This is a genomic window from Nakamurella sp. GG22 (genome assembly GCF_052976845.2).
Window position 1 is genome coordinate 1 of sequence record NZ_JBRIIO020000023.1, and the last position, 26,379, is coordinate 26,379.

The 26,379-nt window shown below is 70.1% G+C and carries 24 protein-coding genes; 18 read left to right on the forward strand and 6 right to left on the reverse strand.

Annotated elements, in window-relative coordinates:
• Positions 1–69: 69 nt before the first annotated feature.
• Positions 70–978 (reverse strand): hypothetical protein, encoded by a 909-nt coding sequence (locus ACVBEQ_RS20400; RefSeq protein WP_447155145.1) that lies wholly within the window; start codon positions 976–978, stop codon positions 70–72.
• A gap of 24 nt (positions 979–1,002) precedes the next feature.
• Here ACVBEQ_RS20400 and dapE point away from each other — a divergent pair, with 24 nt between their 5' ends.
• The 10 genes from dapE (at position 1,003) to ACVBEQ_RS20450 (ending at position 9,942) form a co-directional block, all read left to right on the forward strand.
• On the forward strand, positions 1,003–2,064 hold the full coding sequence (dapE, locus tag ACVBEQ_RS20405) for a succinyl-diaminopimelate desuccinylase (protein WP_447155146.1): 1,062 nt from the start codon (positions 1,003–1,005) through the stop codon (positions 2,062–2,064).
• 115 nt (positions 2,065–2,179) lie between these two features.
• Positions 2,180–2,968, forward strand: coding sequence for an LOG family protein (locus tag ACVBEQ_RS20410; protein WP_447155147.1), 789 nt, complete (start codon positions 2,180–2,182; stop codon positions 2,966–2,968).
• Positions 2,969–3,055: 87 nt separating this feature from the next.
• Entirely contained in the window at positions 3,056–3,850 is a 795-nt protein-coding gene (locus tag ACVBEQ_RS20415) for a hypothetical protein (RefSeq protein ID WP_447155148.1), read from the forward strand.
• A gap of 50 nt (positions 3,851–3,900) precedes the next feature.
• Positions 3,901–5,136, forward strand: coding sequence for a chorismate synthase (gene aroC, locus ACVBEQ_RS20420; RefSeq protein WP_447155149.1), 1,236 nt, complete (start codon positions 3,901–3,903; stop codon positions 5,134–5,136).
• Positions 5,133–5,660: a shikimate kinase gene (locus ACVBEQ_RS20425; protein WP_447155150.1), complete on the forward strand. Its 528-nt coding sequence runs from the start codon at positions 5,133–5,135 to the stop codon at positions 5,658–5,660. The genes aroC and ACVBEQ_RS20425 overlap by 4 nt, the downstream gene beginning before the upstream one ends.
• Positions 5,657–6,799, forward strand: a complete 1,143-nt coding sequence (gene aroB, locus ACVBEQ_RS20430; protein ID WP_447155151.1) for a 3-dehydroquinate synthase — start codon at positions 5,657–5,659, stop codon at positions 6,797–6,799. Before ACVBEQ_RS20425 ends, aroB begins: the two co-directional genes overlap by 4 nt.
• Positions 6,796–7,965, forward strand: coding sequence for a M24 family metallopeptidase (locus tag ACVBEQ_RS20435; protein WP_447155152.1), 1,170 nt, complete (start codon positions 6,796–6,798; stop codon positions 7,963–7,965). The genes aroB and ACVBEQ_RS20435 overlap by 4 nt, the downstream gene beginning before the upstream one ends.
• A 37-nt stretch (positions 7,966–8,002) precedes the next feature.
• Positions 8,003–8,566, forward strand: coding sequence for an elongation factor P (gene efp / locus ACVBEQ_RS20440; RefSeq protein WP_447155153.1), 564 nt, complete (start codon positions 8,003–8,005; stop codon positions 8,564–8,566).
• A 48-nt stretch (positions 8,567–8,614) separates the two neighbouring features.
• Complete coding sequence (gene nusB / locus ACVBEQ_RS20445; protein WP_447155154.1) at positions 8,615–9,049, forward strand: transcription antitermination factor NusB; 435 nt, start codon at positions 8,615–8,617, stop codon at positions 9,047–9,049.
• A gap of 35 nt (positions 9,050–9,084) precedes the next feature.
• On the forward strand, positions 9,085–9,942 hold the full coding sequence (locus tag ACVBEQ_RS20450) for an ERCC4 domain-containing protein (protein ID WP_447155155.1): 858 nt from the start codon (positions 9,085–9,087) through the stop codon (positions 9,940–9,942).
• A gap of 19 nt (positions 9,943–9,961) precedes the next feature.
• Here the strand turns inward: ACVBEQ_RS20450 and bldD are convergent, their stop codons facing one another.
• Positions 9,962–10,444, reverse strand: a complete 483-nt coding sequence (gene bldD, locus ACVBEQ_RS20455; protein WP_447155156.1) for a transcriptional regulator BldD — start codon at positions 10,442–10,444, stop codon at positions 9,962–9,964.
• A 296-nt stretch (positions 10,445–10,740) separates the two neighbouring features.
• Between bldD and pyrR the strand changes: the two genes are divergently transcribed.
• The 8 genes from pyrR to pyrF all read left to right on the forward strand — a co-directional run bounded on the left by pyrR (position 10,741) and on the right by pyrF (position 20,894).
• A complete protein-coding gene (pyrR, locus tag ACVBEQ_RS20460) occupies positions 10,741–11,346 on the forward strand; it encodes a bifunctional pyr operon transcriptional regulator/uracil phosphoribosyltransferase PyrR (protein WP_447155239.1) in 606 nt (201 codons plus the stop codon).
• Positions 11,347–11,438: 92 nt separating this feature from the next.
• On the forward strand, positions 11,439–12,398 hold the full coding sequence (locus tag ACVBEQ_RS20465; protein ID WP_447155240.1) for an aspartate carbamoyltransferase catalytic subunit: 960 nt from the start codon (positions 11,439–11,441) through the stop codon (positions 12,396–12,398).
• The gene (locus ACVBEQ_RS20470) at positions 12,395–13,780 is read left to right on the forward strand and encodes a dihydroorotase (RefSeq protein ID WP_447155157.1); all 1,386 of its coding nucleotides are present in this window, start codon (positions 12,395–12,397) and stop codon (positions 13,778–13,780) included. Before ACVBEQ_RS20465 ends, ACVBEQ_RS20470 begins: the two co-directional genes overlap by 4 nt.
• 11 nt (positions 13,781–13,791) lie before the next feature.
• Positions 13,792–14,358, forward strand: coding sequence for a PH-like domain-containing protein (locus ACVBEQ_RS20475; protein WP_447155158.1), 567 nt, complete (start codon positions 13,792–13,794; stop codon positions 14,356–14,358).
• Positions 14,355–15,575, forward strand: a complete 1,221-nt coding sequence (gene carA / locus ACVBEQ_RS20480; protein WP_447155159.1) for a glutamine-hydrolyzing carbamoyl-phosphate synthase small subunit — start codon at positions 14,355–14,357, stop codon at positions 15,573–15,575. Before ACVBEQ_RS20475 ends, carA begins: the two co-directional genes overlap by 4 nt.
• Positions 15,575–18,955: a carbamoyl-phosphate synthase large subunit gene (gene carB / locus ACVBEQ_RS20485; protein ID WP_447155160.1), complete on the forward strand. Its 3,381-nt coding sequence runs from the start codon at positions 15,575–15,577 to the stop codon at positions 18,953–18,955. The genes carA and carB overlap by 1 nt, the downstream gene beginning before the upstream one ends.
• A 4-nt stretch (positions 18,956–18,959) precedes the next feature.
• Positions 18,960–20,027, forward strand: coding sequence for a quinone-dependent dihydroorotate dehydrogenase (locus ACVBEQ_RS20490; protein WP_447155161.1), 1,068 nt, complete (start codon positions 18,960–18,962; stop codon positions 20,025–20,027).
• Positions 20,028–20,060: 33 nt separating this feature from the next.
• Positions 20,061–20,894 carry an orotidine-5'-phosphate decarboxylase gene (pyrF, locus tag ACVBEQ_RS20495; RefSeq protein WP_447155241.1) on the forward strand — a complete coding sequence of 278 codons (834 nt, stop codon included), beginning with the start codon at positions 20,061–20,063 and terminating at the stop codon, positions 20,892–20,894.
• Positions 20,895–20,908: 14 nt separating this feature from the next.
• Here the strand turns inward: pyrF and ACVBEQ_RS20500 are convergent, their stop codons facing one another.
• From ACVBEQ_RS20500 to ACVBEQ_RS20515, 4 genes are all read right to left on the reverse strand, one after another.
• Positions 20,909–21,700: an MBL fold metallo-hydrolase gene (locus ACVBEQ_RS20500; RefSeq protein WP_447155162.1), complete on the reverse strand. Its 792-nt coding sequence runs from the start codon at positions 21,698–21,700 to the stop codon at positions 20,909–20,911.
• Positions 21,697–22,596 carry an alpha/beta hydrolase gene (locus tag ACVBEQ_RS20505; RefSeq protein ID WP_447155163.1) on the reverse strand — a complete coding sequence of 300 codons (900 nt, stop codon included), beginning with the start codon at positions 22,594–22,596 and terminating at the stop codon, positions 21,697–21,699. Before ACVBEQ_RS20505 ends, ACVBEQ_RS20500 begins: the two co-directional genes overlap by 4 nt.
• A gap of 33 nt (positions 22,597–22,629) precedes the next feature.
• Positions 22,630–23,466 carry an alpha/beta fold hydrolase gene (locus tag ACVBEQ_RS20510; RefSeq protein WP_447155164.1) on the reverse strand — a complete coding sequence of 279 codons (837 nt, stop codon included), beginning with the start codon at positions 23,464–23,466 and terminating at the stop codon, positions 22,630–22,632.
• Positions 23,467–23,541: 75 nt separating this feature from the next.
• Positions 23,542–26,337 (reverse strand): helix-turn-helix transcriptional regulator, encoded by a 2,796-nt coding sequence (locus ACVBEQ_RS20515; protein WP_447155165.1) that lies wholly within the window; start codon positions 26,335–26,337, stop codon positions 23,542–23,544.
• Between the last annotated feature and the right edge of the window lie 42 nt (positions 26,338–26,379).

A 26,379-nucleotide genomic window follows, 5' to 3' on the forward strand; every position in this document is an offset into this window, starting at 1 on the left:
GCACGCGTGCCGCCGCGGCCGCCATCTCGGTCGTCACGGGGCGCTCGGGGATCACGGGGATCACGGGGATCACGGGGAGACGGTGATCTCCGCCTGGGACGGGTCGGCGAGCGACGGCCCCGCCGTCCACTCGTCGTCGGACCACCGCTGGTCCTGCACCGCGACCCCGCTCACCCCGAGGCCCGCGGTGTGCGCGACCGCCCAGGCTGCGAGGGTGCGGCCCGCGGTAGCAGGCTCGAGCTCAGAGCCGGCCAGGCGCGCGGTCCCGGTCAACCCATCCGGCGAGACGGATTGCACGCTGATCCCGCCGAACTCCGCGTTCGCAGCGGCGAGCACTGACGCCAGGGCCGGCTGCGCTCCTTCGATGCCGGGCGGCGCCGCCCGCTCAGGGCCGGCCGCCGTCGGCTGCTCCGAGCGCGGATGGCAGGTGAGCGCCAGCGGCTGGGCGCCGCTCAGCGCGCGCACCAGGGTGGTGGCCTGTGGTTCCCACTTGGCGTAGGCGTCCGGGAAACCGGAGTACTGCACGGCCTGCGCAGCCTGCGTCAGCGGGAGGTCCTGCCAGCCATCGACCTCCACCAGCGCCTCGTAGAACTTGCCGGCCGCGTAGATCGGATCGCTGATCTCCCCGATCGTGCCCCACCCCTGCGACGGTCGTTGCTGGAACAGGCCCACCGAGTCGCGGTCACCGTCCGGCAGGTTCCGCAGCGTCGACTCCTGGTAGGCGGTCGCCACGGCGATGATGCGGCCGCGTTCACCGATGCCTCTGGACAGCCCGACGGCGTTGATCGTCGAAGCGTGTTGCAGCTGGACGGCCGTCGCCTCGACGGCCGGCGAGGCGGTCGGGGCGGCCGGGTCCCCGGGCACCGTGCACTCCGGCCCGGAGAGCAGCCCGGAGCGCCAGACCAGCAGGCCACCCGCGGCGACGATGACCAGCACCAGGCCGGCGATGGCCAGGCTGATCTTCACCGACGTGCGCACGGAGCCGACGGTACTGTGCCTGACGTGCCTGACGCCTTGGATCTGAAGTCCGACCCCGCCGACCTCACCGCGGCGCTGGTCGACATCCCATCGGTTTCCGGGAACGAGCTGGAGATCGCCGACGCCATCGAAACGGCCCTGCGGCGGGTGCCGTCGCTGGAGGTCCTGCGGCTGGGCAACTCCGTGCTGGCCCGGACCGATCTGGGCCGGTCGACCAGGGTGATGCTCGCCGGGCACATCGACACCGTTCCGATCGCGGACAACGTCCCGTCCAGGCTGGACCGCGACACGCTGCACGGCTGCGGCACCACGGACATGAAGTCCGGCGACGCGATGCTGCTGCACCTGGCCGCCACCCTGACCGAACCGTCGCGCGATCTGACGTTCGTGTTCTACGACTGCGAAGAAGTCGAGTACGAGCGCAACGGGCTGACCAGGATCCAGGCCGAGCATCCCGAGTGGCTGACGGCCGACCTCGCCATCCTCGGGGAGCCCACCAACGGCCAAGTGGAGGCCGGCTGCCAGGGCACGGCGGCGGTACAGGTCACCGTCCGCGGCCGGCGCTCGCACTCGGCACGATCATGGTTGGGGGACAACGCGATTCACAAGATGGCCGGCGTGCTCGACCGGCTGGCGGCGTTCGAGGCGCGGATCGTGGACATCGACGGCTGCGAGTACCACGAGGGCCTGAACGCCGTGTCCATCACCGGCGGGGTGGCGTCCAACGTCATCCCCGACGAGTGCTCGATCAAGGTCAACTTCCGGTTCGCCCCCGACCGCAGCCCGCAGCAGGCCGTCGAGGTGCTGGCCACGCTGTTCGCCGACGTCGAGATGACGGTGCTGGACGTCGCGGCCGGGGCGCTGCCGGGACTGTCGGCGCCGGCCGCCGCGGAGTTCGTGGCCGCGACCGGCGGCACCGCACAGGCCAAGTTCGGCTGGACCGACGTGTCCCGATTCGCGGCGTTGGGGATCCCGGCCGTCAACTACGGCCCGGGTGATCCGTCGCTCGCGCACACCCGGGAGGAGCACGTGTCGCGGGAGCAGATCCGGCAGATGACGGAGCAACTGCGGGGTTTCCTGGCGTGACGCCCGGTTCTCCTCCTGGTGGCCCCGGTGCTGGGCCGTGAACGGCTGATGAACGCGTCGCGACAGGGCGGGGCAACGGCTCCTGCGGCCACTGGGCGTCATTACTGTTGCTGCTGTGACTGAATTCGAAGATCCGGACATCCCGCAGGCGGACGGCCACGTCTCGGAGCGATTCCGCGGCCCGGTGCGGCTGCGCGGCGACCAGCGCGACCCCAGCAGCAGCACCACGGACCAGCGATTGCTCGACTCCAGGGGGCCGAGCGACTGGGTGCACACCGACCCGTGGCGGGTGCTGCGGATCCAGGCGGAGTTCGTCGAGGGCTTCGGTGCGCTGGCAGGGCTGCCGCGGGCGGTCACCGTGTTCGGGTCGGCCCGGACCAAGCCGGGCAGCAAGTACTACGGCAAGGCGGAGGAGATCGGCGCCGCGCTGGCGCAGGAAGGCTTCGCGGTGATCACCGGCGGCGGGCCGGGGATCATGGAGGCCGCCAACAAGGGCGCGAAGGCCGCCGACGGCATGTCGGTCGGCCTCGGTATCGAGTTGCCGTTCGAACAGGGCCTGAACCAGTACGTCGACCTCGGCATCAACTTCCGGTACTTCTTCGCCCGCAAGACGATGTTCGTGAAGTACTCGCAGGCCTACGTCTGCCTGCCCGGCGGATTCGGCACGCTCGACGAGCTGTTCGAGGCGCTGACCCTGGTGCAGACCAAGAAGGTCACCAAATTCCCGGTCGTGCTGTTCGGGTCGGAGTACTGGGGCGGGCTGGCGGACTGGATCCGGGCGTCGGTCTGCGAGGCCGGGAACATCTCCGAGGCCGACCTCGGCCTGCTGCACGTGACCGACGACGTCGACGACGTGATCCGGGTGGTGCACGACGCCTACGCCGCCTGGGAGGCCGCGCACTGAGCCGTCCCTCGTCGGAGTGAGCGGTCTTGATGGGCCGCCGATCCAGCCGATACGTTGGCCCCGGGGTGCACTTCTCGGGGGGTAACGGTGGACGGTGGACCGGCGACTGACGCGACACCCGTCGCAGCATCGGACCTTCGGGGCCCACGTCCGTTGGGGATTGCCACCGGGCTCACGGTGCTGGCCGGGCTGTTGTTCCTGGTGGCGGGCGGCCTCTCGATCATGGCGGCTCGGCTGCGCTGGGGCCCGGCCTGCAGCGACGGCTTCGACAATGGTCCGTGCGTGCTGCTCCAGGACCATCGGTACGACTACCTGCTGCCGACGCAGCCGTGGGATCCGATACCGGGAGCGGCGGAGCTCGCCGGGGCGAGCTACATCGTCATCGGGTTCGCCATCGCGCTGGTCTTCGCCGCTGTGCGTTCCGTGATCTGGGTGCGAATGCTGCAGGCGCTGCTCGTGCTGTCGGTCCTGCTGCTCGGTGTCACCACATTCCTGAGCGGCCGAGCGGGCGTGCCCATCGAACCCGCCACCGCTGTCGCGTCGTGGCTCATGCCGCTGTGGATGGTGGCCGCGCCGATGGCTCTGGTCGTCATGTTCACCCGCTGGGCGGTCGGGCCGGAGGACGGCGGGTTGCTGCCGGCGTTGGCCTGGGCGCTCTGGGCGGGCCTGCTGGTGCTCGCGACGCCGTTGCCGGAGTACTTCATCGTCTCGCTCGCTGTCGGCTACACCTCCCACGACACCACGCCGTGGACCGGAGCGGCGTCGGGGGTGATGGTCGCGTTGGCGGGCATCGTGGTGCTGGCCGGGGTGGCCTGGAACTCGGCGCAGCGGAGACGGTTGTCCGGCGCCGGAGGATCGTCGGCGACCGCGTCGCCGGGCTGAGTTCCCACGCGCAGTCGTCGGGGACGGGCCACCGCGGCGGGCGTGGGAGGATGGCGCGCGTGTTGCGCTGGCTCACCGCAGGTGAATCCCATGGTCCCGCCCTGGTCGCCGTCCTCGAAGGACTGCCGGCCGGGGTGCCGGTGACCTCGTCCGATATCGCCACCCAACTTGCCCGCCGCCGGCTCGGTTACGGCCGCGGTGCCCGGATGAAGTTCGAGCAGGACCGGGTGACGCTGATCGGCGGGGTGCGGCACGGGGTGTCGATGGGCGGGCCGTTCGCCGTCGAGATCGGCAACACCGAATGGCCGAAGTGGGAGCAGATCATGGCCCCTGACCCGCCCGGGGACCAGCAGGCCGCCGACGCCTTGAAGGCCCTGGCCCGCAACGCACCGCTGACCCGGCCGCGGCCGGGCCACGCCGATCTCGCCGGGATGCAGAAGTACGGCTTCGACGACGCACGCCCCGTCCTGGAGCGGGCGTCCGCCCGGGAGACCGCGGCCCGGGTCGCGCTGGGAACCGTTGCGCAGCAGTTCCTCCGGGCCGTCCTGGGCGCGGAGGTCGTCTCCCATGTGGTGTCCATCGGCGAGGGCGACGCGGTCGACGGGCCGCTGCCGACACCGGCCGACCGGGACGCGATCGACGCCTCACCGGTGCGTGCCCTGCACCCGGATTCGGCCACCGCGATGATCGCCGAGATCGAGGCGGCGAAGGCCGACGGCGACACCCTCGGCGGCGTTGTCGAGGTCCTGGTCTACGGCCTCCCACCGGGTCTCGGGTCGTTCGTGCACGGCGACCGGAAACTCGACGCGCGGTTGGCGGCGGCCCTGATGGGCATCCAGGCGATCAAGGGTGTGGAGATCGGTGACGGTTTCCTGACCGCCCGCCGGCGGGGCTCGAAGGCGCACGACGAGATCGACCCGCGCCACCCCGGCGTCACCCGGCGGTCCAACCGGGCGGGCGGCATCGAGGGTGGGATGACCAACGGCGAGGTGCTCAGGGTGCGGGCGGCGATGAAGCCCATCTCCACCGTGCCGCGCGCGCTGGCGACGCTCGACGTCGCCACCGGCGAGGAAGCCGTCGCCATCCACCAGCGCAGCGACGTCTGCGCGGTGCCGGCCGCCGGTGTGGTCGCCGAGGCGATGGTGGCGCTGGTCGTCGCGGACGCGGTGACTGAGAAGTTTGGCGGGGACTCGGTTCCCGAGGTCCGCCGCAACGTGCAGGCCTACCTCGCGACACTCGCGGACACCATGCCGCTGGCGGCGGCGCCGCCCGTCCCGACCCGATGACGGCGCCACCGTCCACCGGTCCGCTGGTCGTGCTCGTCGGGCCACCGGGATCGGGCAAGTCATCGGTCGGCAGGGCACTGGCCAGGATGACCGGTACGAAGCTGCGGGACACGGACTCCGACATCCAGGCCCGGGCCGGCCGGCCGATCCCGGACATCTTCTACACCGACGGGGAGCCCGCCTTCCGCCAGATGGAGCGCCGTGCGGTCGCCGACGCGCTGGCCGAGCACACCGGCGTGCTCGCCCTCGGCGGCGGCGCCATCCTCGCCCCGGAGACCAGGCAGGCGCTCGCCGGCCGGACCGTCGTTTTCCTGAGCGTCACGATGCCGACAGGGGTCAAGCGCACCGGGCTGGCCTCCAACCGTCCGCTGCTCACCGGGGTGAACCCGCGGGCCACCTACAAGTCGCTGCTGGACGCCCGGCTGCCGCTCTACGAGGAGGTGGCGACCATCTCGGTACAGACCGATGCGCTGACCGTCGACGAGGTCGCCACGGTGATCATCGAGAAGCTGGGTCTGTCATGAGCAGCCCGGACCTCGAGCCCGACGTGAACGCCGACCCGGTGACGGTGCGGGTCGCCTCCGGTGCGCCGTACGACGTGGTGATCGGCCGTGGCCTGCTCGACGAGCTGATCGCCGCGACGGTGGCCACCGGTGCCGGCCGGGTCGCGCTGATCCACCCGCCGACGCTGACCCCGACGGCCGAGGTGATCCGGGAGGCGATCGCCGACGCGGGTCTGGACGTGCACCTGCTGCAGGTCCCGGACGCCGAGGACGCGAAAAACCTGACCGTTCTGGGGTTCTGCTGGAACGTGTTCGGCCAGATCGGTCTGGACCGGCGCGACGTGGTCATCGGCCTGGGCGGGGGTTCGGTCACCGACGTCGCCGGGTTCGCCGCCGCCACCTGGATGCGGGGGGTCGCCGTCATCCAGGTGCCCACCACGCTGCTCGGGATGGTGGACGCAGCCGTCGGCGGCAAGACCGGCATCAACACCGACGCCGGTAAGAACATGGTCGGCGCGTTCTACGAGCCGACCGCGGTGATCGCGGACCTTGCGACGCTGGAGACGCTGCCGCCGAACGAGCTGGTCGCGGGGATGGCCGAAGTCGTCAAGTGCGGGTTCATCGCGGACCCGGCGATCCTCGATCTGATCGAGGCCGACTCCGCCGCCGCTGTCGACCCGACCGGTGCGGCGCTGGCCGAACTGGTCCGGCGGGCTGTCACCGTCAAGGCGGAGGTGGTGGCCGCCGATCTGCGCGAGGCCGAGCTGCGGGAGATCCTCAACTACGGGCACACCCTCGCCCACGCAATCGAGAAACGCGAGCGGTACAAGTGGCGACACGGGGCCGCCGTGTCGGTGGGGCTGGTGTTCGCGGCCGAACTCGCCAGGGCTGCCGGACGGCTCGACGACGCGACCGCGGACCGTCACCTGACGGTGCTGCACACCCTGGGGCTGCCGACGACGTACGACCCGGATGCGCTCGGGGAACTGGTCACCATCATGGGCTCGGACAAGAAAACCCGTTCCGGCACATTGCGTTTCGTCATCCTGGACGCGTTGGCCAGGCCCGGTCGGCTGATCGGCCCCGACCCCGTTCTGCTGGCTGCGGCGTACTCGGTGGTGGCCGGGCAGCGCTCGCGAGGGAGGACGATCGACCTGTGAACGGCGAACGGACATCCCCTCATGCCCTGCGCAGGGCCCTGCTGCGCGCCGGGATGGTGCACCACGGGGTCGATGCCCTGCTGGTCACCGACCTGATCAACATCCGCTACCTGACCGGGTTCACCGGATCGAACGCCGCGCTGCTGCTGGTCGGCACCGACGACGAGGACGGTGACGCCGGTCGGCTGCGATCGGCGGAGGCCGGCACCACCGGCGGCGATCCCAGGACGCGGTTCTGCACGGACGGCCGGTACACCACCCAGGCGGAGCAGGAAGTGCCCGACCTGCCGCGACTGATCGCCCGGCCCTGCGATGCCGCCCTGCTCGGGCAGGCACCGGCGGGCGCCGTCGGTTTCGAGGCGAACGCGGTGACCGTCGCCGACCATGGCCGACTCTCCGCCGTCGTCGCCGGCCGCGGTGACCACGAGATCGAGTTCGTGCCGACCGTCGACCTGGTGGAGACGCTGCGCGCGGTCAAGGACAACGGCGAGGTCGACGCGCTGCGACGGGCCTGCGCCGTCGCCGACCGCGCCCTCGAGGAGCTGATCGAGGCCGGCGGGATCCGGCCGGGCCGGACCGAGCGGGAGGTGGGCCTGGATTTGGATCAGCGGATGCGTCAGCTGGGCGCCGAGGACCCCTCGTTCGAGACCATCGTCGCCGCCGGCCCGAACAGCGCCGTTCCGCATCACCGGCCGACCGGGTCCGTGCTGGCAGCGGGGGACTTCGTCAAACTCGACTTCGGCGCCACCGTCGACGGCTACCACTCGGACATGACCCGGACGTTCGTGCTGGGTCAGCCGGCGGACTGGCAGCGGGACATCTACCGGCTCGTGCACGACGCGCAGGCCGCCGGGCGTGCTGCCTGCACCATCGGGGCAACCGGGGCACAGATCGACGCCGCCGCCCGTGAGGTGATCGCCGACGCCGGGTACGGTCCGCAGTTCTCGCACGGTCTGGGACACGGTGTCGGGTTGCAGGTGCACGAAGCGCCGAGTCTGGCGCGCGAATCGCCCAGTATCATGGTCCCGGACATGTGCGTCACCGTGGAGCCCGGGGTTTACCTGCCGGGGCGCGGCGGTGTTCGCATCGAAGACAGCGGCGTGATCCGCGCGGACGGCTACCACGTCCTCACGCAGACCTCCAAAGAACTCTGCGTGCTTGATTGAGCCCGTCGGGCGGACAGCGAAAGGCAAGCGAAACTTCATGGCTTCAACCAGCGACTTCAAGAACGGCCTCGTGCTCAACCTCGAGGGCCAGCTCTGGACGATCACCGAGTTCCAGCACGTCAAGCCGGGCAAGGGCCCCGCGTTCGTGCGAACGACCCTCAAGAACGTGATGACCGGCAAGGTCGTCGACAAGACCTTCAACGCGGGCGTCAAGGTCGACACGGAGACCGTCGACAAGCGCGACATGACCTTCCTCTACAAGGACGGCGCCGACTTCGTCTTCATGGACGGCGACACCTTCGACCAGATCACCGTCCCGGCCGCCACGGTCGGCGATGTGGCGAACTTCCTGCTGGAGAACCAGCAGGCGATGGTCGCGCAGAACAACGGTGTGGTGCTCTACATCGAGCTGCCGGCCTCCGTCGAGCTGCTCGTCTCGCACACCGACCCCGGCCTGCAGGGCGACCGGTCCACTGGCGGCACCAAGCCGGCCACCCTGGAGACCGGTGCGGAGATCAACGTGCCGCTGTTCCTCAACACCGGCGACAAGATCAAGGTCGACACCAGGGACGGCCGGTACCTGGGTCGGGTCAACTCCTGATCTCCCGCAGCACACGGAAAACCCCTCACCGCAGAAAGCCGGCCTCTCTTGTCCGCCCGTAGCAAGTCCCGCAAACGCGCGCTCGACGTGCTCTTCGCGGCCGAGGCCCGTGGGGTCGACCCGCTCGTCGTGCTGGCCGAACGGATGGAGCGGCCGACCGGCCAGGAGCTGCACTCGTGGTCGCCGATGGGCGACTACGCCGAGGGCATCGTGCGGGGCGTGGTCGAGCACCGGAGCCGGATCGACGGGCTGCTGTCCGAGCATTCCCGAGGGTGGACGCTGGACCGGATGCCGGCGGTGGACCGGGCGATCCTGCGGATCGCGCTCTTCGAGCTGCTCTACTCGGTCGACGTCCCACCGGCCGTCGTGGTGAACGAGGCGGTGGACGCCGCGAAGCTGCTGTCCACCGACGACTCACCGAAGTTCGTCAACGGCGTGCTGGGGCAACTCGTGGTGATCACCCCGCAGTTGCGCGGAGCCTAGGGGCATTAGCCTGCCGCGGGTGGCATCCTTTTCGCATGCCGGACGACCTGCTGATCGCCCGGAATCCCGAACCGGATTCCACCCTCCCGTTCCTCGTTCGGATACCGCTGGGTCCGCACGGCATCGTCGTCAAGGCCAAGGAAACGTGGCCGCGGGAGAAGAAGGTCTACTGCCACCGGGCACCGGGGTGGCCGGAGAACGCGGAGATCGTCGAGCGGCTCGCGGTGCGGTCCTGTGTCCGCAGGGGACCGGCGATCGACCTGGTGCTGACCCGCGCGCGCGAGAACCGTTCACAATTCGTCATCGCCATGGCCCGCGGCCGGGAGATCATCTTCTGGCAATCCCCGCGTACTGCCAAACAGGCCCGTCCGGCCGTTCGAATCCCGACGGCGCGTGCGCACGGCCAGGTACTCGAGATCGTTGTCGACACGGCCGAGAAATACCCGTACCGATTCACCGGCCAGCAGGCGAGCACAACGAGGCGGCGTCTGGCGGCGGGGGACTACGCGGTTCTGCTGGACGACGAGGTGGTCGCAGCAGTGGAACGCAAGACCCTGGAAGATCTTTCGGCGAGTCTGCTGTCCGGACGGTTGACCTATGCGCTCGCGGAATTGACCGCGCTGCCGCGGGCGGCCGTCGTGGTGGAGGACCGGTACAGCAGACTGTTCAAGCTGCCGCACGCACCGGGCGCGACCCTGGCGGAAGCGCTGGCGGAGGCGCAGGCCCGGTTTCCCACCGTGCCCGTCGTGTTCTGCGAGACCAGACCGCTGGCGCAGGAGTGGACGTACCGCTGGTTGGGTGCGTGCCTGGTGGAACTCGGTGCCGCCGCCGACCACGCCGACCTGGAGGCGACCTTCGCCGCGGCCGGCCCTGTTGGCCCACCCGAGGGGTGATGGTCGCGACGCGGTCCGATCAGTCCAGCTCGGTACCCTGCGGCAACACACCCCAGTGCATCAGCTGATCGGTCAAGTCCTCGGCGCTCATGTCGTAGATCACGGCGAGTGACCGAAGGTCCTCGGATCGGATTGTCAGGATCTTGCCGTTGTAGTCGCCGCGCTGGGACTGGATCGCGGCGGCGTAACGGGCCAGCGGGCCCGCCTGATGGGTCGGCAACTCGCCGAGGCGCTGGAGGTCGATGACCAATTTCGGGCTGGACGACCCACGGCGTGTTGCCCGGGCGTCGGGCAACAGTTCTGCCACCGGCACGCCGTAGAACTCAGCAAGTTCAGCGAGCTTTGCCACCGTCACCGCTCGATCGCCACGTTCGTAGGAGCCGACGACCACGGCCTTCCAGCGGCCCTCGGACTTCTCCTCGACGCCGTGCAGGCTCAGACCCTGCTGTGCCCTGATGGCGCGCAGTCGCGCACCCAATGCGTGGGCATAGTCCTGGGACATCGTGACTCCTTGGGGCAAGGTACGAAGCGACACTGCTGTTGTATACGCAGAGTAGTCGAACTCGGGACTTCCATGCCAACCGGACTCGCCGCCCGCCCACCTCGTGACCGCGCGTCCGGGTGAATCTTGCCGAGGGACCGGCATCACACCGGCGCCCGTCCGCGCCGGCCGGGACGCCGGCCGGTGGTTGGTAACATTCCGGGTGCATCGGCTCCGGCACGCTCCACGCCGGGCTGCCGCTGCGCCAGACATCCTTTAAGGACCGTCCAGTGAGGCGGGAAAGGAGGTCTCGAGTGGTGCAACCGCGCCCTGCTCAGGCCGGCACGAACGGGGCTGATCCGACGGCCCCCGGCAGTCAGATCCTCGGTCCCGCCGACATCGGCCGGACCATCGACCGGATCGCCCACCAGATTCTCGAACGCAACGGCGACCGCCCCGTCGTCCTGCTCGGCATCCCCACCCGCGGTGTGTACCTGGCCCGCCGGCTCGCCGAGCGGCTGACCACTTTCTCCGGCCGGCCGACCGCCCTCGGGGCGCTGGACATCACCCTCTACCGCGACGACCTCCGGCTGCACCCGCCGCGGGCGCTGGAGGAGACCAGCCTGCCCGACGGGGGCATCGAGGACGCCACCGTGGTCCTCGTCGACGACGTCCTGTACTCCGGCCGGACCATCCGGGCGGCACTTGACGCGCTGCGCGATCACGGTCGCCCCGCGGTCGTCCAGCTCGCCGTGCTGGTCGACCGTGGGCACCGGCAGCTACCGATCCGCGCCGATTACGTCGGCAAGAACATCCCGACCGCCTTCGGTGACGACGTCGCCGTCCGGCTCGCCGAGATCGACGGCTCGGACGGGGTCGACGTCACCCGCGGGCCGGCTTCCGTCATTCAGGGGGACTCATGACGACCGGCGTACGGCACACCGAAACGGCCGGCCAGGCTCTGGACCGCCCGGCCGTCCAGCGGTCCACCGACGCCCCCGCCGGGTCCGTCGAGCTGCCGCGACACCTGCTGTCGGCCGGCGACCTCAACCGGGCAACGGCCGAGCACGTGCTGTCCACCGCAGCGCGGATCGAGCAGGCGATAGCCGGCCGCGAGGTGCGCAAGCTGCCGACGCTGCGCGGCCGGACCGTCGTCAACCTGTTCTTCGAGGACTCGACCCGCACCCGGTTGTCGTTCGAGCTGGCCGCGAAGCGGCTCTCGGCGGACGTCATCACCTTCTCGGCCAAGGGATCGTCGGTGTCCAAGGGCGAGTCGCTCAAGGACACCGCCTGGACCCTGCAGGCGATGGGCGCCGACGCCGTCGTCTGCCGGCACTCGTCATCCGGTGCGCCGCAACAGCTCTCGGGTTGGGTGGACGGCCATGTGATCAACGCCGGAGACGGCACCCACGAGCACCCGACCCAGGCCCTGCTGGACGCTTTCACCCTGCGCCGGCACCTCGGCGCGCTCGCCGGCCGGCGGATCGTGGTGGTCGGCGACGTGCTGCACTCCCGCGTCGCAAGGTCCAACGTGCTGCTGCTGTCCACCCTCGGTGCGCAGGTGACGCTGGTCGCCCCGCCCACATTGCTGCCGGTGGGTGTGACGGCGTGGCCCGCCGACGTGTCCTACGACCTGGACGCGTCACTGGTCGGCGCCGACGCGGTGATGATGCTCCGCGTCCAGCGGGAACGGATGAGCGGCGCCTTCTTCCCGACCGCCCGCGAATACAGCCGTTCCTACGGCCTCGACCAGCGGCGCCGGGAACTGATCGCGCCGCACGGCGTCGTGCTGCATCCCGGTCCGATGAACCGGGGGATGGAGATCACCCCGGAGGTCGCCGACGGCGCCGGATCGGTCATCGTCGAGCAGGTCGCCAACGGCGTCACGGTGCGGATGGCCGTGCTGTACCTGCTGCTGTCCGGCGAGATGGGCGACAGCGGCGGACATCACCAGACGAGTGGGGGACCTGCATGACGCGGGACGCTTCGATCAGGGACGCATCGATCAGGGAGGCTTCGATCAGGGAGGCATCGATCAGGGACGCTTCCATCGGTGGCGCCGTGCTGATCCGGGGCGCCGCCCCGTACGGCGAGGAGCCACTCGACCTGTTGCTGGCCGACGGCGTGATCGTCGCGACCGGACCGGCCGCGTCCACCGACCGGCGCGCAGTGGACGCGGAGATCGTCGATGCCGCCGGGCTTGTCGTCCTGCCGGGACTGGTGGATCTGCACACCCACCTGCGCGAGCCGGGCCGGGAGGATGCCGAGACGGTCGCCTCCGGGTCCGCCGCCGCGGCGCTCGGCGGGTACACCGCGGTGTTTGCGATGCCCAACACCGACCCCACCGCCGACACGGCGGGCGTGGTGGAGCAGGTCTACCGGCTCGGCCGGGACGTCGGGCTGGTGGATGTGCACCCGATCGGTGCGGTCACCGTCGGGCGGAAGGGCGAACGGCTCGCCGAGCTGTCCGCGATGGCCACCTCGGCCGCCGCGGTGCGGGTGTTCTCCGACGACGGCGACTGCGTCTCCGATGCGTTGCTGATGCGCAGGGCGCTGGAGTACGTGAAGGCCTTCGACGGGGTGATCGCCCAGCATGCGCAGGAACCGCGGCTGACCCAGGGCGCGCAGATGCACGAGGGCGAGGTGTCGGCGCGGCTCGGGCTGACCGGCTGGCCGGCGGTCGCCGAGGAGGCGATCATCGCCCGGGACTGCCTGCTGACCGACCATGTCGGCTCCCGCCTGCATGTCTGTCACCTCTCCACCGCCGGATCGGTCGAGGTGGTCGCCGCGGCGAAGCGCCGGGGGACCGCGGTGACCGCCGAGGTGACGCCGCACCACCTGTTGCTGACCGACGACCGGGCGGTCGGCTACGACCCCGTCTTCAAGGTGAACCCGCCGCTGCGGACGGCGGTCGACGTCGATGCCCTCCGGCAGGCGCTGGCCGACGGGGTGATCGACATCGTCGCGACCGACCATGCACCGCACGCCAGCCAGGACAAGGAAACCGAGTGGGACAACGCCAGTCCCGGGATGCTGGGTCTGCAGACGGCGCTGTCGGTGGTGGTGCTGACGATGGTCCGGTCCGGTCTGCTCGACTGGCGCGGGGTCGCCCGGGTGATGTCGGAAGCACCTGCGCGTATCGGCGGGCTGACCGACCAGGGTCGGCCGATCGCGACGGGTGAACCTGCCAACCTGGTGCTGATCGACCCGGACGCCGGGTGGACCGTCGACGGCAAGTCGTTGGCCTCGCTCTCGGACAACACACCCTTCGAGGGCATGGAACTGCCCGGCCGGGCGGTCGCCACCTACCTGCGCGGACGGTGCACGGCGTCTGCCGGCGTTCCGGCCGGACGCTGAGGAGTCACGCCATGGAACGCGCACTGCTGGTGATCGCGCTGGTCGCGGTCTGCGTGCTGGCCGGCTACGGGTTGTGGGTCGGCTGGCGTCACCGCTCTGCCCGGCAGTCGGACATCGCGGCACCGCCGCCGACCCCCGACGACCTCGGTCCGGACCTGGTGCCGCCGCTCACCGGCGTCTACATCTCGACCACCGCCGCCGGATCGTGGCAGGACCGCATCGTCGCGCATGGCCTCGGCCGACGGGCGGCCGGAGCGGCCAGGCTGTCCGTCGAGGGCGTCTGCATCGAACGCGACGGCGAGGGCGACATCTTCGTCCCCATCTCCGATCTCGCTGCGGTGACGACGGCACCCGGCATCGCCGGCAAGGTGATGGGACAGCCGGACGGCATCCTGATCGTCCGCTGGAACCTCGGCGGCACCCTGGTGGACAGTGGCTTCCGGGCCGACGACCGCGACGCACAGGACGACTTCATCGACGCGGTGATCGGCATCATCCCCGCCGTTTCTGCGATTCCGCACCCGATTCCTGGGACCGAGAAGGACACCGACTCGCCGACGAACGGAGCACCACGATGACCGGGCACGCCGCAGCGGCACCCGCCCTGCTGGTCCTGGAGGACGGCCGGACCTATGCCGGGGAGAGCTTCGGGGCGACCGGCAGCGCCTTCGGCGAGGCCGTGTTCGCCACCGGTATGACCGGCTACCAGGAAACGCTGACCGACCCGTCGTACCGCCGTCAGGTGGTCGTCGCGACCGCGCCGCAGATCGGCAACACCGGCTGGGTGGCGGGCGACGGACCCGGCACCGGGCACGGCCCGGACAACCCGTCCGACAACGAGTCCGCTGAGATATGGGTGTCGGGGTTCGTCATCCGCGACCTGTCGCCGCGGCCGTCGAACTACCGGTCCACCACCACACTTCCGGCCGAGATGGAGCGCCAGGGCGTGGTGGGGATCTCGGGGGTCGACACCCGCGCGCTGACCCGGCACCTGCGGACCGCCGGCGCGATGCGCTGCGGGATCTTCAGCGGAGAAGCACTGTCTGCCGGCGTCGACGAACTCGTCGCGCAGGTCGCCGCGCAGCCGTCGATGGCGGGCGCCGACCTGACCGGTGATGTCAGCACCGCCGGTGGCTACACCGTCCCGGCCGACGATGAGGAGATCTTCTCGGTCGCCGCCATCGATCTCGGGATCAAGGCGAACACCCCGCGGATGCTCGCCGCGCGCGGCATCCGGACGCACGTGCTGCCGGCGACGACGACCATCGAGCAGATCCGCTCGCTGGGCGTCGACGGGGTGTTCCTGTCCAACGGGCCGGGGGATCCGGCAACGGCCGATGTCATCGTGGAGTTGACCAGAGCGGTTCTGGCTGCGCGTATCCCGCTTTTCGGTATCTGCTTCGGTAACCAGATCCTCGGCCGGGCACTGGGTTTCGGTACCTACAAGCTCAAGTTCGGGCACCGCGGGATCAACCAGCCGGTCCGCGACCACGGCACCGGAAGGGTGCTGGTCACCTCGCACAACCACGGTTTCGCGGTCGACGCCCCGCTGGACGGCATCACCGATACCGAGTTCGGCAGGGTAAAGGTCGCCTTCAGCTGCCTCAACGACGGGGTGGTCGAAGGACTGGAATGCCTTGACCGGCTTGCCTTCTCCGTGCAGTTCCACCCGGAGGCGGCGGCCGGCCCGCACGACGCCGGATACCTGTTCGACCGTTTCGTGGACCTGATGGTGGAGGACACCGGACGTGTCCCGCGCAGAGTTCCCGACCCGACCCGGAAAGTGACCGCCTGATGCCCCGTCGTACCGACATCTCGCACGTCCTGGTGATCGGGTCGGGCCCGATCGTCATCGGCCAGGCCTGCGAGTTCGACTACTCCGGAACCCAGGCGTGCCGGGTGCTGCGCAGCGAGGGCATCAGGGTCTCGTTGATCAACTCCAACCCGGCGACGATCATGACCGACCCGGAGTTCGCAGACGCCACCTACATCGAACCGATCAACGCCGAGTTCGTCGAGAAGGTGCTGGCCGACCAGCTCGCCAGGGGCTTCCCGGTCGATGCCGTGCTGGCCACCCTCGGCGGGCAGACGGCGCTGAACACGGCCATCGCGCTGGACGAGCGCGGGGTGCTGGAGAAGTACGGCGTCGAGTTGATCGGCGCCGACATCCCCGCGATCAACCGCGGCGAGGACCGGCAGATCTTCAAGGACGTGGTCCGCTCCGTCGGCGGAGACGTGCCGCGGTCCGCGGTGTGTCACACGATGGCCGAGGTGCGCGAGGCGGTCGCCGAACTGGGGCTGCCGGTGGTGGTCCGGCCTTCGTTCACGATGGGCGGCCTCGGCTCCGGGATGGCCTACACCCTGGACGATCTCGAGCGGATCGCCGGCAGCGGGCTGGCCGCGTCACAGGCGTCGTTCGGGCCGGCAGGCGAGGAGCACTCCGACGGCTACGTCCCGTCGCATGCCTCGGTGCTGATCGAGGAAAGCGTGCTCGGCTGGAAGGAGTACGAGCTCGAGCTGATGCGCGACGGCAACGACAACGCCGTCGTCGTCTGCTCCATCGAGAACCTCGACCCGATGGGCGTGCACACCGGCGATTCGATCACCGTCGCACCGACCATGACGCTGACCGACCGCGAGTTCCAGCGGATGCGTGATCTGGGCCTGGCGATCCTGCGCGAGGTGGGCGTGGCGACCGGCGGCTGCAACATCCAGTTCGCGATCAACCCGGCGACCGGCCGGATCATCGTCATCGAGATGAACCCGCGGGTGTCCCGCTCCAGCGCACTGGCCTCCAAGGCGACCGGTTTCCCGATCGCCAAGATCGCCGCGAAGCTGGCGATCGGCTACACCCTCGACGAGATCGCCAACGACATCACCCGGGCCACCCCGGCGGCGTTCGAGCCGTCGCTGGACTACGTGGTGGTGAAGATCCCGCGGTTCGCCTTTGAGAAGTTCCCCGGCGCCGACCCGACGCTGACCACCACGATGAAATCGGTCGGCGAGGCGATGGCCATCGGCCGGTCGTTCGCCGAGGCGCTGGGCAAGGCGATGCGCTCGATGGAGACCAAGCAATCCGGCTTCTGGACCGGCCCGGCCGTGCCGGTCGGCGACGTGGACGCGCTGCTGGAAGAGCTCAGGGTGCCGTTGGACGGCCGGATCTACGGCGTCGAACGGGCATTGAGCTGGGGAGCCACGGTCGAGCAGGTGCACGAGGCCACCGGGATCGACCCCTGGTTCCTCGACCAGATCGACCTCGTCCGGGGGATCGGTGACCGGGTGCGGCAGTCGCCGGAACTGACCGCCGAACTGCTGCGGGTGGCCAAGCGGTACGGGCTGTCCGATCTGCAGATCGCCGCGCTGCGGCCGGAATTCGGCTCCGAGAAGGCCGTCCGGGAGTTCCGCCGGGAGCACGGGATCCGGCCCGTCTTCAAGACGGTGGACACCTGCGCGGCCGAATTCGCCGCGACCACGCCCTATCACTACTCGGCCTACGAGACCGACCCGGCGGCCGAGTCGGAGGTGGCACCGCAGACGGAGCGACCCAAGGTGATCATCCTCGGGTCGGGCCCGAACCGGATCGGCCAGGGCATCGAGTTCGACTACTCCTGCGTGCACGCCGCTCTCGCGCTGCGCGACGCGGGGTTCGAGACCGTAATGGTCAACTGCAACCCGGAAACGGTGTCCACCGATTACGACACCTCCGACCGGCTCTACTTCGAGCCGCTGACCATCGAGAACGTCCTGGAAGTCATTGCGGCGGAGGAGGAGTCAGGAACCGTTGCCGGGGTGATTCCCACCCTCGGCGGCCAGACGCCGCTGAAGCTGGCGCAGGAGTTGCTCGACGCCGGCGTGACCATCCTCGGCACCTCACCGGACGCGATCGACCTCGCCGAGGACCGCGGCCGGTTCGGGGACCTACTGAACTCCGCGGGCCTGCCGGCGCCGGCGTTCGGTACCGCGAGGTCGTTCGAGCAGGCCAGCGCGGTGGCCGCCCGGGTCGGCTACCCGGTGCTGGTCCGGCCCTCGTACGTGCTCGGCGGCCGCGGGATGGAGATCGTCTACGACGAGCCGTCGCTGGCCGACTACATCGACCGGGCCACCGAGATCACCGACGATCACCCGGTGCTGGTGGACCGGTTCCTCGACGACGCCATCGAGATCGACGTCGACGCGCTCTGCGACGGCACCGAGGTCTACCTCGGCGGCGTGATGGAACACATCGAGGAGGCCGGCATCCACTCGGGCGACTCGGCCTGCGTCCTGCCGCCGATCACGCTGGGCCGCAGCGACGTTGCGAAGGTCCGCTCGCACACCGAGGCGATCGCGCTCGGGGTCGGCGTCAAGGGACTGCTGAACGTCCAGTACGCGCTCAAGGACGAGACGCTGTACGTGCTCGAGGCGAACCCGCGGGCGTCCCGGACCGTGCCGTTCTCGTCCAAGGCGACCGCGGTGCCGCTGGCGATGGCGGCCGCGCGGATCATGCTCGGCGCCACCATCGCCGAGCTGCGGGCGGAGGGATTGCTGCCGGCCGCCGGTGACGGCGGGTCGCTGCCGCCCGGGGCCCCGGTCGCCGTCAAGGAGGCCGTGCTCCCGTTCCACCGGTTCCGCCGCCCGGACGGCACCGGCGTCGACTCGCTGCTCGGCCCGGAGATGCGGTCGACCGGTGAGGTGATGGGGATCGACAAGGCGTTCGGCCCCGCCTTCGCCAAGTCGCAGACCGCCTCGTACGGCTCGCTGCCCACCAAGGGAACGGTGTTCGTCTCGGTGGCGAACGCCGACAAGCGCTCGATGGTGTTCCCGGTCAAGCGGCTCGCGGACCTCGGTTTCCGGGTCGTGGCCACCGAGGGGACCGCGGAGATGTTGCAGCGCAACGGGATGGACGTCGAGGTGGTGGCGAAGTACTTCGAGGGTCACGGCACCGGCGAGGGCACCGTGGTGGAGATGATCAAGGCAGGCGAGATCGACCTGGTGATCAACACCCCGTACGGCCAGTCCGGCCCGCGGGTCGACGGCTACGAGATCCGCACCGCCGCCGTGTCGGCCGACATCCCCTGCATCACCACCGTGGCCGGCGCGGCAGCGGCCATCCAGGGGATCGAGGCGCTGACCCGGTCCGACGTCGGGGTGGCGCCGCTGCAGGTGCTGCAGGCCCGGATGCGGCAGGGCCGGTGACCGCGTGCGGGTGAGCGCCGCGGCATATCGCAGGGTGGCCCGGCCGGTGCTGTTCCGTGCCGGCAAGGGCGACCCGGAGGTCGCGCACCACCGGACGCTGCGCGCGCTGTCGCTGGTGTCACGCTCCCGTCGCGCCGTCGCCCTGCTGGGCGCGCTCCGGCGCTCGCACCCGGCGCCGCGAACCGTGTTCGGTGTCGATTTCCCGTCCCAGGTCGGCCTGGCCGCCGGCATGGACAAGGACGGTGTCGCGCTGAAGGCCTGGCCGGCACTGGGTTTCGGCTTCGTCGAGGTCGGCACCGTGACGGCGCACGCCCAGCAGGGCAACCCGCGTCCGCGCCTGTTCCGGTTGACCGAATCCGAGTCGATCGTCAACCGGATGGGATTCAACAACGCCGGGGCGGCGGCGCTCGCCGCGACCCTGGAACGGACCGGGCCGATCGGGGTGCCGCTGGGTATCTCGCTCGGCAAGTCCAAGGTCACCCCGGTCGAATCGGCCGTCGGCGACTATCTGACGTCGCTGCGGGCGGTCTACCGGTACGCCGACTACATCGCGGTCAACGTGTCCAGCCCGAACACCCCGGGGCTGCGTCAGCTGCAGGACCGCGCGCCGCTGGACGAACTGCTGGCGGCGTTGACCACCGAGGCCGGCAGCCTGGCCTGGAGCCACCAGCAACCCAGGCCGGTTCCGGTGTTGGTGAAGATCGCCCCCGACCTCAGCGACGGCGCCATCGGCGAGATTCTCGAGGTGTGTGCCGATCGCGGCATCGCCGGGGTGATCGCCACGAACACCACGGTCGGTCGGGACGGCGTCACGGCGCGGGAGTTGGCGTTGGCCGCCGAGACCGGTGGGCTCTCCGGACGGCCGCTGGCCGAGCGGGCGCTGGAGGTCGTGCGCTTCGTGACCTCGCACTGCGACCTGCCGGTGATCGGTGTCGGTGGCATCTCCAGCGCGCAGGATGGGCTGCGGATGCTGGATGCTGGGGCGAGCCTGTTGCAGATCTACACCGGACTGGTCTTCTCGGGGCCATCGCTGGTGACGGACGTGAACAAGGCGATCGCCCGCCGGGGGTGACCGCCCGACCGGAGGGAGACCGCGTTGTCGATCATGGAGCCGTTCGGTGCGCGACTCGTGGCAGCGATCGACAAACGCGGTCCGCTGTGCGTCGGTATCGATCCGCATCCGGGGCTGCTGCAGGCCTGGGGACTGTCCGCGACGGTCGCCGGACTCGAGCGGTTCACCATGACCGTCGTCGAGGCGCTCGGACCGACAGTTGCTGTGCTGAAACCACAGTCGGCGTTCTTCGAAGCCTACGGGTCGGCCGGAGTCGCCGTTCTGGAAAAGGCGTTGGCGGCCACCAGGGACGCCGGTGCGCTGGTGCTGCTCGACGCCAAACGTGGTGACATCGGCTCCACCATGGCGGCGTATGCGGCGGCCTACCTGACCGGCACGTCGCCGTTGGCCGCCGACGCGCTGACGGTGTCGCCCTACCTCGGATTCGGGTCGCTGACGCCGGCTCTGGACGTCGCGCTGGCCGAGGGCCGCGGCCTGTTCGTGTTGGCGTTGACGTCGAACCCGGAGGGTCGGCAGGTGCAGCACGCCACGCACGAGGACGGCGACAAGACCGTCGCGCAGTCGATCATCGACCAGGTCGGTGCGGTCAACGCGGGGGACTACCCGATCGGTTCCATCGGGCTGGTGGTCGGCGCCACGATCGGCAAGACCGGGGTCGACCTGTCCAACGTCAACGGCCCGCTGCTGGCCCCCGGCCTGGGAGCGCAGGGGGCGACGGCCGCCGATCTCAAGCTGGTGTTCGCCGATGCGCACGGTGCGCTGCTACCGACGACCAGCCGCGAGGTGCTGGGCGCCGGGCCGTCGGTGTCCGGGCTGCGCGAGGCCGCCCAGCGGGTGGTCGACGAGGTGCGGGCCGCACTGGGCTGATCGGCGCGCGCTGATCAAGCGGTGAGCTCGGCCGGCTTTCCGATCTCCACCCAGCGCAGGCTGTCGCGGACGTCATGTGGTGCCCGGTCGAACCCCGCCTGGATCACGGTTCTCGACTGCCGGAAGTGTGACCAGCCCTCGTAGTGAACAGGGACCGTGGTACGCGGACGCATCAGCTCGCACAGCTCGACCGCATCCCGGGCGGTCATCGAGTACCGGACAGGCCCGGTCACCGAGAACCGCACGCCGCCGAGATGCAGGACGGCCGTGCCGATGTCCAGGCGGCCGGCGACCTGCCGGACCCCGTCGTACAGCACCGTGTCGCCGGAGATCCACACCGCGCCGTGTTCCTGGCCCGGCCAACGGAGGGCGAAGCCGTTCACCTCGCCGGTGATCGGCCCGCTGCCCGGCGGGCCGTGCCGGCACGGCGTGGCGGTGACCTCGATGGGCGGCCGGCCCGGCGCTTCCAGCCGGGTCGACGCCCACGGTGCGAGCCCGATCGCAGTGCCGCCCAACCGTTCCGCGCCCCGGCGGGTGGTGACGACGACGCCCGCGGACGGTAGCAGCGCGCGTCCGGCAGCATCGAGGTTGTCGGCGTGCTGGTCGTGACTGAGCAGCACCGCATCGATCGGACCGAGGTCTGCCGGGGCGATGGCCGGCGCGCTGAGCTTGCGTGAAGCCGAGCCCCAGCCGAAGGTGTAGCGCCGCCCCGGGGCGTCGAAGGTGGGGTCGGTCAGCAGGCGCCAGCCGTCGAACTCGATGAGCGTCGTCGGCCCACCGATGTGCGTCAGACGCAGTGTTGTCATGCCGTCCCACGGTCGGTTGCCGGTACGTCGGTTGCCGGCACGTCGGTTGACGTGGTTCCCGATGCCGGCACGCCGGCCGCAGGGCTGCCGGCGCCGGCATGTCGGACGGCCCAGTCCAGCGCATAGTCGGCGACCTGCTGCCAGCCGTCGATCGACGGCAGGAGGTGGGGGCCTTCGAACTCCTTGATCTCCGTGACGGTGTTCGACTTGTAGTGCTTGGCATTGGATTTCTGCACACTCGGCGGCATCAGGTGGTCCTCGCTGCCCGAGATGAACAGCAGCGGCGGCCGGTCGTCGTTGTGGTAGTTCACCCAGTTCCCCTGGTGCCCCGGCGTGACGTTCGCCAGTGCGGTTTCCCAAAAGATGTTGCCCGATGCCGGGATGTGATAGCGCTCGTACAGCTCCCTCGACCGATCCTCCGGGAACGTGTTGGTGAACGCGTAATTCCATTGTTCGAAGGTGAAGCCGACGGCGCGGTGCCGGTTCGCCGGGTTCTTGAGCACCGGGAACGTGGAGCGGAGCTGCGAGAAAGGAATCACCGGAACGCCTTCCGTCGGTGCCGAGTTGATCGCGACGCCGACAGCGCCGTAGCCGTGGTCGAGCAACACCTGCGTGAAAACGCCGCCGGCGGAGTGCCCGATCAGGATCGGCGGCGTTTCGAGAGCACCCACGACCTCCTGCAGGTGGTCGACGATCTGCGGAACGGTCACCTTCTCGATCGGACCGGGATCGGCGTTGAGCGCTTCGACCTCGACCTCGAAACCGGGGTAGGCGGGGGTGAGCACCCGGTAACCCTGCTGCTCGTAATACGCCTTCCAGTCCTCCCAACTGCGGGGTGTCACCCAGAATCCGTGAATCAGCACGATGGTGTCGGGGGTGTTCGGGGCGGGGGTCATGCGTCCTCCTCGTGCGGTCCTGCGTGGATGGGGTCAGGCGGTCGCTTCGAAACTGAGGTACGCCAGCAGGTCCGCTGACAGGTCTTCCTTATGGGTGTCGGTGATGCCGTGCGGTGCGCCCGGGTAGATCTTGAGTTCGGCGCCTTTGATCCGGGCGGCCGACGCCTTGCCTCCGACGTCGATCGGCACGATCTGGTCGTCGTCGCCGTGGATGACCAGGGTGGGCACGTCGATCCTGGCGAGGTCGGGCCGGAAGTCGGTGGCGGAGAACGCGGCGATGCACTCCAGGGCGTTGCGGTGTCCGGATTGCATACCCTGCAGCCAGAAGGCATCCCGGATTCCCCGGGACAGGTGAACGCCGGGCCGGTTCCCGCCGAAGAAAGGCCCATCTGCGAGATCTCGGTACGTCTGAGACCGGTCGGCCAGCGAAGCGGCCCTGATGCCGTCGAAGACCTCGATCGGTACCCCGCCGGGGTTGTCCTCCGTTCTCAGCATGAACGGCGGGACGGCCGACACCAGCACGACCCTGTTCACCCGGGCGGTGCCGTGCCGGCCGACGTATCGCGCGACCTCACCACCCCCGGTCGAGAAGCCTACCAGTGCAACGGCTGTCAGATCGAGCGAGGTGATCAGCGCGGCCAGATCGTCCGCGTAGGTGTCCATGTCATTGCCGTTCCAGGTCTGCGCCGAGCGGCCGTGGCCGCGCCGATCATGCGCGATGACCCGGAACCCGTTGGCCGCCAGGAAGAGCATCTGCGCTTCCCAGCTGTCGGAGTTGAGCGGCCAACCGTGACTGAGCACGACAGCCGGCCCGCTGCCCCAATCCTTGTAGAAGATCTCTGCGCCGTCACCGGCGACGATGTAGGACATTGCGCCGCCCTTCCGATGAGTGATCCACGGAGTCTGGCGCCGGCTGGACAGTGCCGAATCCCGTGGTGCGCGTAGTCAGGTCGGCACCCTCCGGACGAGTTCCCGGCGGGAGGAGATGCCGAGCTTCCGGTAGATCTTGCGGAGGTGGTAGTCGACCGTGTGCGGGCTGATCACCAGGGCCGTGGCGATCTCGGCGTTCGTGGCGCCGGTCGCGGCAAGTCCGGCCACCGCACGCTCCTGGGCAGTGAGCGACGAGTCTCCTGATGCACCGGATGACGCCTGCGGATGACCTTGACCCGGGCCGGTTGCCGCCAATTCCCGTCGTGCCCGCGCGGCGAACGCCGTCGCGCCCATCTCCTCGAAAAGCGCCAGGGCGCACCCGAGCTGAGCGCGCGCATCGCGCCGCCGTTTGCGCCGTCGCAGCCATTCCCCGTACAGCAGGTGCGTCCGTGCAAGGTCGGACAGCGCCCGGGTCCCGGTGAGGTGCGCGATCGCGGCCGAGTAGGCGGGCTCCGGGTCGCCGTCCTCCGCGAGAACCGCCGCCGACCGTTCGAGAAGTCCGAGCACCCTCGGCGTGCCCGACGCGACGGAAATCTCCCGCAGTTCGTCGAAGGCGGCGCGTGCCTCATCCGGCCGTCCCGATCTGGCCGATGTCTCGATGAGGTCGGGCAGCGCCCGGATGCTGATCTGCATGAAATCGAGATCGTGGTTCCGGCGGGCGATCCGGTATGCCGTGTCGTAGTCGCCGGCGCAGATCCCGGTGATCATGGTGGCGTTCCGGGCCAGCGTTTCCGCCCCGCCCAGGCCGAGGTACAGAGCGGCCTGCGCCGAGGATTCGATGCATCCCGGCAGATCGGGTTCGGTCGCGCGCCACGCCAGGTACTCGATGTTGCGGAACATCTCCTGCTGCGCCTGGGACATCCCCAGCGCATCGCGTACCCGGCGCAGCTCCGCCAGCAGGTCCCCGGCGGCCGCCAACTGGCCCAACTCGGTCGCCGCCACCGAGGAGATGTACAACAGCGCGTCGAGCGAATGCAGGTTGCCGGTCCGACGGGCGATGTCCATGCTGCGGGACAGGATGTGCCACTTCGCGTCCTCATCCCACAGCGCCGTCGTGAGGGCGACGCTCAACCAGCCGTACCGCAGCAGGTCCGCGTCGCCGGTGTCCGGGGAGCACAGCGCCTCGACGGCGGATCGCAGATCCGGCGCGGCGTCCCGGAACGGTGTCGTGACCAGCCGGCCCAGCGCAATGAGCAACAGGTCGGCCAACGAGCCCCGCTCCGCGGAGGCCAGCCGCAGTGCAACGTCAGCGAGCTCGCGCAGGGTCGTGCCGGACATCAACCATTCCGCGGCGAGAGATCGTTCGAAGGCGGTCAGCAGTGCGTCGCGGGCGAGTGCCGGGGCGGTGTGCTGGAACGCCGCAGCGGCCTCGGCATAGATCGCGGGAACCCCCGCCATCGCGCCCGCCGTTCCGGTGAATGCCTGCGCCGAGGCCCTGATCATCAGAGCGCGGCCCCGATCGGAGCCGGTCAGCTCGACGCCGTCGAGGTCGTCCAGCAGGGCGAGTGCCGGCCCCGGTCGGCCTGCCGTCAGCGCAGCCTCCGCGGCGAGCAGGGACCTTCGGGTGTGCCCATCGCCGTCGGCCGACAGCTCGACGGCCCGGGCGAGAAAGGTTGCCCGCGCGGAATAGCCACCCCGCTCACCGGCCCGCTCAGCGGAACTCTCCAGCATCGCCGCCACGTCCTCGTCGTGTCCGACGCAGCCCGCGGCGCGGTGCCATGCGTGTCGATCGATGTCCCGCTCGCGGCGGATGACAGCGGCCAATGCGTTGTGGGCGCGCCGTCGCTGGCCACTGGTGGCGCCGGAGTATATCGCCGAGCGGACCAGCGGATGACGGAACTCGATCCGCCGGTCAACGCGGACCAGGTTGCCGGCCTCGGCGACATCGGCTGCGGTGGACCCGATCCCGAGCACCGCGGCCGCACCGGCAACAGCAGCCGGATCACCGGTCGGCTCGGCGGCGGCCAGCAGCAGCCAGTTCTGGACGTCGTCCGGCAGTTCGCGGGTGCGCCGCAGGTAGTGCGCCTCGAGGTGACTGCCGACGGGGAGCGGCTCCGGCACGAGCGTCAACCCGACGAGCTGATGGGTCGACAGCTCCTGGGCGAGATCGATGATGGCGAGCGGGTTCCCCGCCGTCGCGGTGACGATCTGGTCGGCGATCCGGGCGTCGAGCCGGCGCGTGACGACCGTGCGCAGGAGGGTCAGCGCATCCTCGCGCTGCAAACCGTGCACCACCAGCTCGGTGAAGCCGTCGAAGGCGGGCACGGGTTGGTCGGTGCGCCGGCCCAGGACCAGGCCGACCCGCTCGGTCCGCAGCCGCCGGGCGGCGAAGGCCAGTGCATCCGTGGACTCCTGATCGAGCCACTGCAGATCGTCGACGATCACCAGGATCGGGGCGTCCTGCGCGGCGGCGGCGAGCAGGGATTGAACCGCGAGACCGACGAGGAACCGGTCAGGTGGCTGTCCGGTCGGGGATGGGAGGGCCTGCAGGCCGATGGCGACCCGGAGCGCCTCGCGTGGCGGTGGCGGGAGCAGGTCATCGCCCACCGGGCACAGCGACACCAGTCGCTGCACCGCCGCGAACGGCAACTGCGCCTCGGTCTCGACACCGACGAGCCGGACGACGGTGAGGAGTTCGGCGAGCTCCTCCAGACGGTGCAGCAGGAGGGTCTTCCCGATGCCGGCGTCCCCGGTCATCAGCAGCACCGCACTGGAGCCCTGCGTGACGGACCGGATGGTCCGGTCGAGCGCGGCCAGCTCCGCCGCGCGGCCGATCAGCATTTCCGTGGAGCCGTTTGCGTCGTCCGGCACGTGCTCGTCCCTCGTTCGGATCAGGGCGATGGGTACAGACAG

What these genes read in the sequence shown, in the direction of transcription:
- aroC (WP_447155149.1), top strand. Translation starts at nt 3,901, where the DNA reads ATGGCGCGCGTGTTGCGCTGGCTCACCGCAGGTGAATCCCATGGTCCC.
- ACVBEQ_RS20425 (WP_447155150.1), top strand. Translation starts at nt 5,133, where the DNA reads ATGACGGCGCCACCGTCCACCGGTCCGCTGGTCGTGCTCGTCGGGCCA.
- aroB (WP_447155151.1), top strand. Translation starts at nt 5,657, where the DNA reads ATGAGCAGCCCGGACCTCGAGCCCGACGTGAACGCCGACCCGGTGACG.
- efp (WP_447155153.1), top strand. Translation starts at nt 8,003, where the DNA reads ATGGCTTCAACCAGCGACTTCAAGAACGGCCTCGTGCTCAACCTCGAG.
- ACVBEQ_RS20450 (WP_447155155.1), top strand. Translation starts at nt 9,085, where the DNA reads ATGCCGGACGACCTGCTGATCGCCCGGAATCCCGAACCGGATTCCACC.
- bldD (WP_447155156.1), bottom strand. Translation starts at nt 10,444, where the DNA reads ATGTCCCAGGACTATGCCCACGCATTGGGTGCGCGACTGCGCGCCATC.
- ACVBEQ_RS20470 (WP_447155157.1), top strand. Translation starts at nt 12,395, where the DNA reads ATGACGCGGGACGCTTCGATCAGGGACGCATCGATCAGGGAGGCTTCG.
- ACVBEQ_RS20475 (WP_447155158.1), top strand. Translation starts at nt 13,792, where the DNA reads ATGGAACGCGCACTGCTGGTGATCGCGCTGGTCGCGGTCTGCGTGCTG.
- carA (WP_447155159.1), top strand. Translation starts at nt 14,355, where the DNA reads ATGACCGGGCACGCCGCAGCGGCACCCGCCCTGCTGGTCCTGGAGGAC.
- carB (WP_447155160.1), top strand. Translation starts at nt 15,575, where the DNA reads ATGCCCCGTCGTACCGACATCTCGCACGTCCTGGTGATCGGGTCGGGC.
- pyrF (WP_447155241.1), top strand. Translation starts at nt 20,061, where the DNA reads ATGGAGCCGTTCGGTGCGCGACTCGTGGCAGCGATCGACAAACGCGGT.
- ACVBEQ_RS20500 (WP_447155162.1), bottom strand. Translation starts at nt 21,700, where the DNA reads ATGACAACACTGCGTCTGACGCACATCGGTGGGCCGACGACGCTCATC.
- ACVBEQ_RS20505 (WP_447155163.1), bottom strand. Translation starts at nt 22,596, where the DNA reads ATGACCCCCGCCCCGAACACCCCCGACACCATCGTGCTGATTCACGGA.
- ACVBEQ_RS20510 (WP_447155164.1), bottom strand. Translation starts at nt 23,466, where the DNA reads ATGTCCTACATCGTCGCCGGTGACGGCGCAGAGATCTTCTACAAGGAT.